Below are 11977 nucleotides of genomic sequence, written 5' to 3'. Positions count from 1 at the left end.
CACCAGAGCAAGCTCCGTGCTGCCGTTCGACTTGCATGTGTAAGGCATGCCGCCAGCGTTCAATCTGAGCCAGGATCAAACTCTTCAGTTTAATCTCTGTTACTTTGCCGTTTTACCGGCACCATCATTGCTGATGGGTCGCTCACTCAAAAAACTGACAGGCCACTACTTTCGTAGCGCCTATTTCATTATTTCTTGTGAACATTTGATATTTTAAGTTTGACGCTGCTTACGCAGCGCTGCACTTACATCAAATGCCCACACTTATCGACTGTTAATTGTTAAAGAACTGTATTCAGTACTGCTTTCGCGCTATCGACAAAGCGTTGTGTTTGTCAGCTGCGAAGAAGGAAGAGTATGAAGCATTTCAGCACAATCGTCAACACCTTCTTTTCTACTACCCAGCCCCTGAAGGCTGTCCCTTTTGTGCCGCAAACTAGTGCGTCTCATTGGGGAGGCGAACTATAGCAAAGCGCCCCGGGAGTAGCAAGGCTTTTCCGGGGTATTTGCGGCCAACTGCTACAATTTCGCCCCCTCAGCGCACATTCGCGTCCATCCATAGAAGATTCACCATGAAACAACAAGCTCAAGGATCAGGCCTGACCCTGAAACGAGCTGGCTTTACCACTGGCTTCGGCGTGCTCGCCGCCACCCTCGGTTCCGCAGTCGGTCTCGGCAATATCTGGAAATTTCCCTACTTGACGGGCGCCAATGGCGGCGCCGGCTTCCTGCTTATCTATTTACTCGCCACCTTATTAGTAGGGTTGCCCGTGATGATCGCGGAAATCACCCTGGGACGCCGCGCCAAGGTCAACCCAATTTCCACCATGGAACAGTTGGCACCGAAGGGCAAGCCCTGGTGGCTGGTCGGCGTCATCGGCATGGTAGCCGCCTTCCTGATCGTGGCGTTTTACTCGGAAGTGGTGGGCTGGGTGTTTGCCTATATCGCCAAGGCCATCGACGGTTCCATCCTCAGCAGCGACAAACTGGTGACGGAAGCAGCCTTCGCCTCCCTGATCAGCAATCCTTTGCAATCGCTGTTGTGGCAATGGGGCGTGCTGCTGTTTATCGGCGGCATCTTGATGCTGGGCGTGACCAAGGGCATCGAGGCGATTGCCAAGAAACTGATGCCACTACTGTTCCTGCTGCTGCTGCTGCTGTGCGCGGTCAGCCTGTCGCTGGATAAAGCGGGCGAAGGCCTGGCCTTCCTGTTCCGTCCCGATTTTTCCAAGCTGACGGCTTCCGTCGTGCTGACGGCCATGGGCCTGGCCTTCTTTAAATTGTCCGTCGGCATGGGCACGATGATGACCTACGGCAGCTATTTCCGTGACGACCAGAATATCCCCGTCACCACCTTGCGCGTGATGGCGGCCGACCTCGGCGTATCGATGCTGGCCGGTATCGCCATCTTCCCCGCCGTGTTCACGTTTGGTTTCGCTCCCAGTGCGGGGCCGTCGCTGGTGTTCATCACAATTCCTGCCGTGTTTTCGCAAATTCCCATGGGACAAGTTCTGATGGTGGTGTTCTTCATCCTGGCCGCCGTGGCCGCCACGGGCGCGATGTTGTCGCTGATGGAAGTGCCCGTGGTGATTTTCCATGAACGTTTCGGCTGGACGCGCACCAAGGCCACCGTCGTGACCATGCTGCTGCTGGCCGTGCTCGGCTCCGTATGCGCCCTCAGTAACAGCACCCTGGCGGACTTCAAGTTATTCGATTTGAATATGTTTGATCTGTTCGACTTTCTCTCGTCGAATATCTTCCTGCCCGTGGGCGGCATCGCCATTGCCTTGTTTACAGGCTGGGCCTGGGGCAAGCAGCATTTCATCGATGCGATCAGCAATCACGGCCAGTTGCAGAATCAAACCTTGGCGCATGTGCTGCTGTTCCTGCTGCGCTTTGTCTCGCCCGTATTGATCCTGATCGTGATGCTGAAGGGATTAAAGGTCTTTTAATCAGAGTACCCGGGTGTAGGTCTGGCGCACCAGCACCCGGTCGCCGCAATCGAAATGCCACCATTCGCTGTTGATGCCGAAGAAGCCCGCCTGGAACATGGCGTCGCGCAACAATCGGCGATGTGCCACCTGCTCCTGCGTAATTTCTCCCTTTTCCAGTAAAACCAGCTCCAGTGCCGGGTGCGAGCGCTCACTTAGATCGTCAAACCCTGTCCCCATATCCAGTTCCTGTCCGTCCGGCCCGACGATGGTGATGTCGAGTGCCATGCCGAACGAGTGGATCGAGCCGCGTGACGGTTCGGCGATATAGCCGAGCAACTCCGTCCCCTGCAACGCGTCCCACAGTTGCTGCTGCACCCGCTGCGGGCGCAAGGCGTCGAGCACCAATAAATGATGATCGGGGCGCCGCGCGGCCAGCCACGCCACGGCCCGCTCCAGCGCGGCGGCCGCATCGCGGTGCAGCCAGGCGCAATCAATGGGGCTGTATAAGTCGCGGCCGACGAAATTGTCGGGCGTGGCATAGCGCAAGTCGACGGCGATGCCGGCGATGCTGCTCAGGTGGCGAAATTGCGGATCGTTGCCAACCGCTTCCAATTGCAAACTTGCAACAGACATCAGACTCCTCTTTCCAGGCAATTACGCGCCGCCACGCCGATGCTGTCGGCCAGGCGCCGCGCGCCATGCGACAGCGGCGAGTGGCTCGCCGTCAATAAATACAGTTGGATGGGGATAGCTGGCGCCCAGGGACGGCGCTGCAGGCGTTCGGGCGAGCCGGAGGCGGCCGTAAACGGGTCGACCACGGCCATGCCGGCGCCCGCTTCCACCAGGGAACGGGCAATTTGATAGGTCTGCACCACGGTGGAAAACACGGGGCGAATGTCCTGCGCTTCGCAGGCGGCCACCACCAGTTCGCCCAGCGGATCGTTGTCGGCATGGCCGATCAGTTCGCCATTCAGGCCATGCGCCGTCAAGGGCGTACCGCAATCGGCCGCATGCCAGGTACCGGCGGGCGCGATCACCGTCATGACGCCATGCGCGAGCGGCTCGGCCACGATGCCAGGATGGCGCGGGTCTTGCAGGGACACGGCCAGGTCCGCTTCACCGAGGCGCAAGGTGTTGACGATCTCGCCAGTGTGGTGGGTGGCCAGCTGGCAACGCGTGTGGGGAAAGTCGCGCCGCCACTCCGTCATGGCGAACGGCAAGACGCTGATGGCGATCGTCGGCGTGGACACCAGGCGGATGGTTTCCACCGCATGGCCCTTCAGGCTGGCCGCCAGGCGGCGGATGCCCAATAAATCGCGGTTGAGCTTTTCCGTCTCGACAAACAGCCGGTGCGCCTCGGGTTTCGGGTACAGCTTGCCCCGCACGCGCTCGAATAGCGGCATGCCCAGTTGCAATTCGCAGTGTTGCAAGACCTTGGTCACGGCCGGCTGCGAGATATGCAGCACCTGGGCGGCGCCGCTGATGGTGCCAACTTGCATGATGGCGTGAAACACTTCGATATGACGCAACCGCATGAGCTATTCCTTTACCTTGCCGTGGCCGCCAGGGCCGTCAATGTTCAGCATATAAGAAAAAGTCACGGGCTGGAACGGCCATGCTACTTTGTTGCAACAGCCGGGGCCGGCGTCGTCAGCACTTCCAGCAGGGCCGCCGTTTCACCATCGGGCGTGCCATCGAACAGCTTGTTGCGGTATTTCATCTGGAAAGCGATCAGCACATTGCGCGTCGCTTCGTCGAACACGCCCGTAGTCGGCGTCGCATAGCCGTGCTGGGCCAGCTTTTTCTGGAACCAGACGGCGTCCGGCACTTGCTGCTCAAAAATCAGGCGTTGCGCGGCGACACGGTTGGCGTCCGGCCACACGATCAAGCCCGCATCGGCCAGCTGGCGCCAAGGGAACAATGGACCCGGGTCTTGCTTGCGCTGGGGGGCGATCTCGTTATGGCCGAGGATATTTTCCGGCGCGATGTTGTAGCGGGCCTGGATATCTTTCAACAGGGGAATGAGCTCATCGATCTGTGCCTGGGGAAACGGATACCAGAGGCGGCCTTCCGGCGTGTCCTTGTAGCCTGGGTTAACGATCTCGATGCCGATCGAGCTGACATTCAACTGTGTATAAGTCTTCCAGTTACTCACACCCGCGTGATTGGCCTGGCGCGATTCATCGACCAGCACGTAAAACTTCGGCTTGTCCGTGTCCGTCAGCAAATAATGGCTGCTGACCACTTGTTCCGTCAGGATCTTGATCGAGCGGGGCAGGTCGCTGACCGTGTAATGGATGACGATGAATTTCACGCGCGGGCTCTGGCTGCGCGCCGTCAAACTGTGGTCGAGGTGCGGCGCGGGCGTGGTACAGGCGGAGAGCAAGGCCACCAGCAGGGCGAGAGCGATTTTTTTCATGAAAGATCCGTGTTCGGGTTAATAAAATGTTCAGTGCTGGCCTGTGTCTTGACAGCCGTCTTGACGGCGATCCTGGCCGCCGCTTCATGTGGACGGGCAACTTTCTGTTCCAGCGTCAACGATACAGGCAAAGCGGCGCGCATGGCAGCCGCGATGGCCGGGTGCAACTGCGCCGCGCGGCCCGCCAGCACGACGGGACGCGTACCATGGCGCGCCGTCAGGGCCAGCGCCAGGCGCGCCAATTCCTGTCCCGCGCGCTGCAAGATGTCCAGCGCCAGCGGATCGGCATCCGCACTGGCGGCCACGGCCAGCGCCAGCCGGCCGATGGCGCCCCGGTCCTGGCCATACATGAAGGCGCGCGACAGCGACCAGTCGCTGCCGCCCAGTTGCGCAAACACGGCCTCGGCCATAGGCGAGCCTTGCCAGCTGCCCGGCGCCTCGTCTTCACGGCGCCAGATGTGGCGCAAGGCTTCGCGCGCGATCCAGTAGCCGCCGCCGCCATCGTCGAGCAGCACGCCGCGCCCGCCTGCGCGGTGAAAGCCGCCATCCGCATCGATCCAGGCGGCAATCGAGCCCGTGCCAGCGTAGACCAGATAACCTTCGCCGGGTTCAAAACTGTCGCGATAAGCGATATCGATATCGTTGCCCAAGCGCACGTCGCCGGCGTGCAGCGCCAGCAACTCTGCCAGCATAGGCGCCAGCGTTACATCGTCGCCGCCAAAACCCGTCAAGCCCGCCACCACGGCGCGCGGTTGGCCGACAGCCAGCACGGCCTGGCACAGCCGGGTAAACGTGGCGTGCACGGCTGCGCGGCCCGCATCGCTGCTCATTTGCAAGGCAGACAAGCCTTCCACGACGCCGTCGGCCACGATGGCGCCGTCCCCGTTGGCCAGGGCCCAGCGCGTCTGCGTGCCGCCCGCGTCGATGCCCAGCCCGAGCACGGCAGTATCAATATGGGTGGCAGGGAAGAAAATCATGGCATGAGTGTAAAGCCAAGCGGAGCTTGCAGGCATGAAAGCTTGCGCATGTTTCATGCCTGCAGGTTATGGACTACTGATAAACGCTCAGCAACTACTTGGCGAGGGCCGCAAACGGTTCGCGCACGGTGACGCGGGGGCTTTCATTGCCGAGGCGGTCGACGGCGCTGACCACCACCGCATTGACCTTGCCGGTGGCATCGTCGACCAGGGTCAGTTCGCCCTGCACGCCCGTGACCACGGTAAAGCGCCAGTCTTCGCCATAGCGGGCCCAGACGGCGTACTGCGCCACGGGTTTGCCGCCGCCCGCCGCCAATTTGACGTTCAGGCTGGTGGAATCGCGGCGCAAGGCCAGCACGGGCGTACCGGGCGCTTCCTTGCCCAGCCACGGCGTGGCGGGAATCAGGGCAGGGCTTTGATACACGGTCGCCTTGAGCTGGTCGCTGACACCCTTGCGGTTCTGCATCAGCGGCACCATGCTGAAATGCACCTGGCCATTCGCGCCGGGGCGCGTGCGCGTCACTTCGATCTGCTTGATGATCTCTTGCGGCGTGAAGGACTTGGCGGAATTGTCGATGCGGCTCGTATACAAACCCGGCCACACGTGGCGGCCATACGGGTTTTGCGCCAGCCAGTAGTCGAGCAGCACGCCGAACGCTTGCGGCGCCTGCGCCACGGGCCAGTACAGCTGCGGCGACAGGTAATCGAGCCAGCCCTTGGCCAGCCACAGTTCCGCATCCGCATACAATTTGTCGTACTGGCTGAAACCGACGATGCCGGCAGGACGGCGATCCGGGCGGCCGATGCCGAACGGGCTGATGCCGAAGCGCACCCAGCTCTTTTCGCGGTGAATGCCTGTATATAACGCTTCGATCAACTGGTTGACGTTCTGGCGGCGCCAGGACGGACGATCCAGCTGACCGCCAGCCAGCAGATATTGCTGCCAGGAAGGCTCATCGGGAAACGGCAGTTCGCGCTTGGCGCCGCCATTGCCCGCGTCCAGCGCGGCTGTTTCCGCACCGGCGCCGGCGCCAGGCGCGTCGATCGGATACGGGTAAAAGTAATCGTCGATGTGCACGCCATCGATATCGTAGCGGCGCACCACGTCGAGCACCACGTCCGTCGTGTGCTTGGAAGCGGCGGCGTCGCCCGGGTCCATCCACAGGTAGCGGCCGTATTGCTTGACGGACGCCGGGTTGGTGGACGCGAAACTGTCGCGCGCCAGCGGCGACTTGGCCGTCGCGTGGCGGGCACGGTAGGGATTGAACCAGGCGTGCAATTCCAGTCCCCGCGCATGCGCCTGGGCCACCCAGAAGGCCAGCGGGTCATACAAAGGCAACGGCGGCTGGCCTTGCTTGCCGGTCAGGTATTCCGACCACGGCTCCAGCTGGGACGGATATATCGTGTCGGCGCTGGGCCGCACTTGCAGCACAATCGCGTTCAAATTCAAGGACTTGGCGCGGTCGAGGATGGCCAGAGCTTCCGCTTGCTGCTTGGCCACCGGCAAATTGCTGCGGCTGGGCCAGTCGATATTCGCCACGGTTGACACCCAGGCGGCGCGGAACTCGCGCGGCGCCGGCGGCGGCACTTCGCCCGTGATGTGCTGCACGGGCGGCACGGCCGGCAAACCCGCTTCACCCGGCGTCACTGCGGAAGGCAGCTTGGTGCTGGTACAGCTGCTGAGCAATGTGGCGGTGGCCAGCGCGGCCAATACGCCGGCGCTGGCGCCCAGGCGTTTTTTAAAAGTAGACAACAAAACAATTCCTTGCAGTGGTGGAGCGCAGGTCTATCGGTGGGGCATTTTACTGTGCGCCCGCCATCCTTGCGGGCGCACCGTTCAAAAGAATCAGGCCTCGGCCTTCTTGCCGAATTCGGGATCGATCTTGACCAGCGCGGCCATGATGAAAGCAGGAATGGTGGCGATGCACACCCAGATGAAGAAATGCTGGTAACCGAGCATTTGCTGTATCCAGCCGCTGGCCATGCCCGGCAACATCATGCCCAGGGCCATGAACCCCGTGCAAATGGCGTAATGGGCCGTTTTATGCGCGCCATCGGAGACCATGATCATGTACAGCATGTAGGACGCGAAACCGAAGCCATAGCCAAATTGCTCCAAAGCAATACCGCCGGCGATCACATAAATGCTGCTGGGCAAGGCGGTGGCCAGGTAAACGAAGACCAGGTCGGGCAAGTGGACGGACAGCACCATGATCCACAGGCAACGTTTCAAGCCGAAGCGGGAAATGATGAATCCGCCCAGCAAGCCGCCCAGGGTCAGGGCGATGACGCCGATGGTGCCATAGACGAGGCCCACCTGTTCCGTGCTGAGGCCCAGGCCGCCTTTGGCGACGGGGTCGAGCAGGAAAGGTGCGGCCAATTTGAGCAGTTGCGCTTCGCCGAGGCGGAACAGCAGCAAAAATCCCAGGATGACGAAAATATCCTTCTTCCTGAAGAAGGCGGCAAAGGTGGCGACGAACTCTTGCAGAGGGGAAATACCGGCGCCCTGGATGCTGGGCCGGTCATCCTTGGGCTTGGGCAAAATAAAATAGTGATACAGGAAGAGGGCGATGAACAAGCCCGCCAGGATGGCGAACACGACGGACCAGGCCAGCTGCACATTGCCTGTCGCATGCGTCAGATAGCCGGCCAGATACACGAGGCCGCCCTGGCCGGCGATCATCGCCAGACGGTAAAACGTGCTGCGCACGCCCACAAAAGCCGCCTGCTGGTGCTCTTCCAGGCCCAGCATATAAAAGCCGTCGGCGGCGATGTCATGCGTGGCGGAACTGAAAGCCATCAGCCAGAAGATGGCCAGGCTGATCTGGAAAAAATGGGGCAGGGACGTCGTCAAGGCCACCAGCGCCAGCGCGGCGCCGATCACCAGCTGCAAGCCGACGATCCAGAAGCGCTTGGTGCGGTACATATCGATGAAGGGCGACCACAGGGGCTTGATAACCCAGGGCAAATACAACCAGCTCGTATACAGCGCGATATCCGTATTGGAAAAACCGTAGTTCTTGTACATGATCACGGACAGTGTCATGACAACAACATAGGGGATGCCCTGGCCAAAATACAGGGAAGGGATCCACAGCCACGGCTTATTTGACGGCTTATTCGCGCGCGCCGGGGCGGTTTGTTTCACAAGCTCCATACATCCTTCTTTGTCTCCCAGACAGAAGAATGCCGCGCCATCGGATCACGCCGCCAGTGCCGCCCGCACACTGCCGTCCGCGCCGGCCAACAATGCCTGTGCCTGGTTTGTGTTGATTTTTTTGATCAAGGCAACAATCGCCACCTTGACGTGATAGTGGCATTGCTCCAGCACGGTCCTGGCCTGCACTTCGCTGGCGCCTGTGGCGTGCATGGTCAGACGCACGGCCCGCCAGATCAGCTTGGCGTTGGTCGGCTTCAAGTCTACCATCAAGTTTCCGTAAGTTTTGTGCAAACCGACCATCAGGGCGCTGGAAATCGTGTTCAAGGTGATTTTTTGCGCCGTGCCCGCTTTCAGGCGCGTGCTGCCGGAAATGACTTCCGTGCCTGTGTCGAGCACGATGCCGCACTGCGCCTCGTGCGCCACGGGGGCGTCCACATTGTTGGCGATGCCGATCGTCAAGGCGCCCGCCTTGCGCGCGGCCAGCAGCGCGCCCAGCACATACGGCGTGGCGCCGGACGCGGCCAGCAGGATCACCACGTCATTGCTCTGCGGCTGCAGGGCCAGCAAGTCCGCCTCACCTTGCTGTAAATCATCTTCCGCCCCTTCGACGGCCGTAAACATGGCGCCCGCGCCGCCAGCCAGGATGGCGACGGCCCGTTCGGGCGGCCAGGAAAACGTGGGATTGAGTTCAACGCTGTCGAGCACGCCCAGGCGTCCCGACGTGCCCGCGCCCACGTACAGCAGGCGCCCGCCGGCCGCAATGCGGGGCAGGGCGGCCGTGATGGCGGCAGCGATGCCGGGCGACGCCAGCCGCACGGCTTCGACGGCCCAGAACTGGTCGTCGACCAGCGCCGCCACCAGTTGCTCCACCGGATACAGGTCCAGGTCCGGATGCCGCCGGCTCGGGGTTTCAGTTTTCAACATGATTTCAGAACATGGTTGACCGTGAAACCAGTTTAATACCAACGAGCGGGATCAACCATGAAAGGATGGCGGGCGGGCATAACGGGAGTTTATGGCCAGTGCAACTAGGCGTACTTCGCTACGGCGGCAAACCAGTTGCTGAATTTGTTCATTCAGTGGCCCAGAAGCAAGTTTTAGACCCGTTTATGTCTATACTTCAGTTCGACGCCAACATCCACGACACGCCCCATGATCGCTCGCCAATTGCTGTTCCTGTTTAGCGCCCTTGGCGCCATCAACGGCATTTTCCTGGCCGTCTATTTTTTCAGCCGCCGGCCCCGCTGCCTCGCCGACTGCATGCTGGGGGCATTGCTGCTTGCCGTCGGGGTGCGCACCGCCAAGTCCGCTTTCCTCTACTTCAACCCTGCGATCGCCATCGAATTCCGCCAGCTGGGCCTGTCGGCCTGCCTGCTGATCGGCCCCTTGACCTATTTATATGCACGCGCCTTCATCGCCGGGCTGGCGCAACGGCCTGCCGGACAAGCATGGCGCTGGCATCTGGGCTTGTCCTTCCTGCTGATCGGCATTGGTGTTGCCTTTCCGTATTCCGCGTATCGTGCTGTGTGGAACCAGTCGAGCCATGCCATTCATGTGTTCTGGCTATGCTACCTGCTGGCAACCGCCAGGCTGCTGTGGCAAAGCCGCCGCGCATGGTGGAACGAGGGACAGCGGATGGCGACCAGCAGCGTACTCCTGCTGAGCGTCTTTGCAGGCAGTTGTCTCATGTTGGCGGCGTACGCAAGCACGCCGTTCACGTCCTATATTGTCGGCGCCTTGTCGTTCACCTTCTCGCTGTATGTGGCGGTGATGGTCTTTCTGCTGAGAAAGGAAATCCTGGCGCCTGCCGACCCGCAGCAAAAGTACCGGAATAGCCGCCTGACGCACGAAGACACGCTTGCCGTGCTCGCCGCGCTGGAACAACAGATGAGCGGGCAGAAATCCTATCTGAATCCGAACCTGACCCTGGCCCAACTCGCCAAACGGGCGGGCTGCACGCAGGCGCAGGTGTCGCAGGTATTGAATGACAAGCTGGGCAAGAGCTTCACGACCTACGTCAACGAATACCGTATCGCCGAGGCGAAACAGGTATTGAGCGACGAGCCGCAATGGAACATGGATAGCGTCGCCGAGCGCTGCGGGTTCAATTCCAGTTCCACCTTCTACTCGACCTTCAAGAAAGTGGCTGGCCAGACTCCCGCCAGCTTCCGGGCCCAATCCAGCCAGGCGGCCAGGGCCATTTCCGCATGAAAGCACTCCGGAATCGCCATTCCGGAGTCTGAAATCATGTTTGGCGACATCAATTCCCCTGCATTTCGATAAATTATCGACCACCAGCGATCTGAAATAGTCGTTGCTCCGATAAACGCAGTTCTACATGCAGGGTACATCCATGATTCAGTTTTTATTGCGAACGATACTCGCCTGTTGCTTGTTAAGCATCACCGCCGTCAGCACCGCCGCAACCGCAGACCAGGACGAAAATGCCATCCGGGAAACCGTGCGCTTGTATATGCATGGCACCAGCTTTAACGTGCAGAGCGAGATCAACCAGGCCTTTTATGCCAATTCCCGCCTTTACCTGGATGGCAAAAACGATGCGGAATGGGAGTTGAGCGGTCCGGAATACGCCAAACTCTTTTCCCAAGAGAAAATAGGGCAATTCAATGGGCGCCACGGGCGGCTGATCAAGGTGGATGTGAGCGGCAAGGTGGCCACCGCCAAGGCCGAGATCCACATTCCCCAGCAAGGGGTGCGCTATGTGGATGTCTTTCTGTTGAAAAAGATCGCCGGCAACTGGAAGATCATCAGCAAGTCGGCAGATCGCGAGCCAGCAGCCCCGCGCCAGACACGCAAGGTGCTGCTGGTGGTGTCGAATGTGCATCAATATCCCGGTACAAAGGTTAACGCCGGCAATAATTTCCCCGAGCTGGCCTATACCTATGATGCATTTCGCAAAGCAGGGTACGCCGTCGACTTCGTCAGTCCCGAGGGGGGCGCCATTCCCCTGGAAATGATCGTCACGTCGGACGCGCTGCTCAAGAAGCATCTGTACGACAGTGATTTCATGTGGGCACTGGCCCATACCAAGCCCGTCTCCGAGATCAAGGCAAACGACTATGCAGGCATGGCTTTCGTCGGCGGCGGCGCGGCCATCGTCGGCATCCCGGACAACAAGCCGCTGCAGGACATCGCCTTGCGTATCTACGAACAACAGGGCGGGGTGATCGCGGCCATCTGCCATGGCACCGAGGGCATCAAGAATCTGAAGCTGCGTGATGGTACTTTCCTGATCCAGGGCAAGGTGCTCACCTCGTTCCCCGATGCGTTTCTCAACAAGGAATCGCCGGTATACAAGGCCTACCCCTTTTCGGCAGAAGCCAGCATCAAGGGCCATGGCGGCATATTCAGGCACGGCGCCAACGGCAAGAGTCACGTCGAGGTCGACGGCCGGCTGGTGACGGGCATGAGCTGGGAGTCGTCCGTCGGCGTGGCGGAATCCATGATCCGCCTGATCGAGCAGTAG

General features: G+C 60.5%; 10 protein-coding genes and 1 rRNA gene. 3 read left to right on the top strand and 8 right to left on the bottom strand.

Features of this window, described 5'->3' with window-relative positions; all coding sequences use genetic code 11:
- Positions 1–91, bottom strand: a 16S ribosomal RNA gene (locus O0881_RS20070); the annotation flags it as partial.
- Positions 92–572: 481 nt separating this feature from the next.
- Here O0881_RS20070 and O0881_RS20065 point away from each other — a divergent pair.
- Positions 573–1952 (top strand): sodium-dependent transporter, encoded by a 1380-nt coding sequence (locus O0881_RS20065; protein WP_289912646.1) that lies wholly within the window; start codon positions 573–575, stop codon positions 1950–1952.
- Here the strand turns inward: O0881_RS20065 and O0881_RS20060 are convergent, their stop codons facing one another.
- The 7 genes from O0881_RS20060 to O0881_RS20030 all read right to left on the bottom strand — a co-directional run bounded on the left by O0881_RS20060 (position 1953) and on the right by O0881_RS20030 (position 9414).
- The gene (locus O0881_RS20060) at positions 1953–2567 is read right to left on the bottom strand and encodes a M15 family metallopeptidase (protein WP_289912645.1); all 615 of its coding nucleotides are present in this window, start codon (positions 2565–2567) and stop codon (positions 1953–1955) included. It lies immediately after the preceding gene.
- Positions 2567–3469, bottom strand: coding sequence for a LysR substrate-binding domain-containing protein (locus O0881_RS20055; protein WP_289912644.1), 903 nt, complete (start codon positions 3467–3469; stop codon positions 2567–2569). Before O0881_RS20055 ends, O0881_RS20060 begins: the two co-directional genes overlap by 1 nt.
- Before the next feature lie 83 nt (positions 3470–3552).
- Positions 3553–4353, bottom strand: a complete 801-nt coding sequence (locus O0881_RS20050; protein ID WP_289912643.1) for an N-acetylmuramoyl-L-alanine amidase — start codon at positions 4351–4353, stop codon at positions 3553–3555.
- A complete protein-coding gene (locus tag O0881_RS20045) occupies positions 4350–5330 on the bottom strand; it encodes a BadF/BadG/BcrA/BcrD ATPase family protein (protein ID WP_289912642.1) in 981 nt (326 codons plus the stop codon). The genes O0881_RS20050 and O0881_RS20045 overlap by 4 nt, the downstream gene beginning before the upstream one ends.
- Positions 5331–5424: 94 nt before the next feature.
- Positions 5425–7086, bottom strand: a complete 1662-nt coding sequence (locus tag O0881_RS20040) for a family 10 glycosylhydrolase (protein ID WP_289912641.1) — start codon at positions 7084–7086, stop codon at positions 5425–5427.
- 90 nt (positions 7087–7176) lie between these two features.
- Entirely contained in the window at positions 7177–8487 is a 1311-nt protein-coding gene (locus O0881_RS20035; RefSeq protein ID WP_289912640.1) for an MFS transporter, read from the bottom strand.
- Positions 8488–8532: 45 nt separating this feature from the next.
- Positions 8533–9414, bottom strand: a complete 882-nt coding sequence (locus O0881_RS20030) for an N-acetylmuramic acid 6-phosphate etherase (RefSeq protein WP_099666046.1) — start codon at positions 9412–9414, stop codon at positions 8533–8535.
- A 336-nt stretch (positions 9415–9750) separates the two neighbouring features.
- Between O0881_RS20030 and O0881_RS20025 the strand changes: the two genes are divergently transcribed.
- Both O0881_RS20025 and O0881_RS20020 read left to right on the top strand, forming a co-directional pair.
- Positions 9751–10701 (top strand): helix-turn-helix transcriptional regulator, encoded by a 951-nt coding sequence (locus tag O0881_RS20025; protein ID WP_289912639.1) that lies wholly within the window; start codon positions 9751–9753, stop codon positions 10699–10701.
- A 142-nt stretch (positions 10702–10843) separates the two neighbouring features.
- On the top strand, positions 10844–11977 hold the full coding sequence (locus O0881_RS20020; protein WP_289912638.1) for a nuclear transport factor 2 family protein: 1134 nt from the start codon (positions 10844–10846) through the stop codon (positions 11975–11977).

This window comes from Janthinobacterium sp. SUN100 (genome assembly GCF_030397705.1).
GTDB classification, from domain to species: Bacteria; Pseudomonadota; Gammaproteobacteria; order Burkholderiales; family Burkholderiaceae_D; genus Janthinobacterium; species Janthinobacterium kumbetense.
Note: the sequence above shows the minus strand (reverse complement) of the source record. Positions and strands in the feature narration are given on the sequence as shown.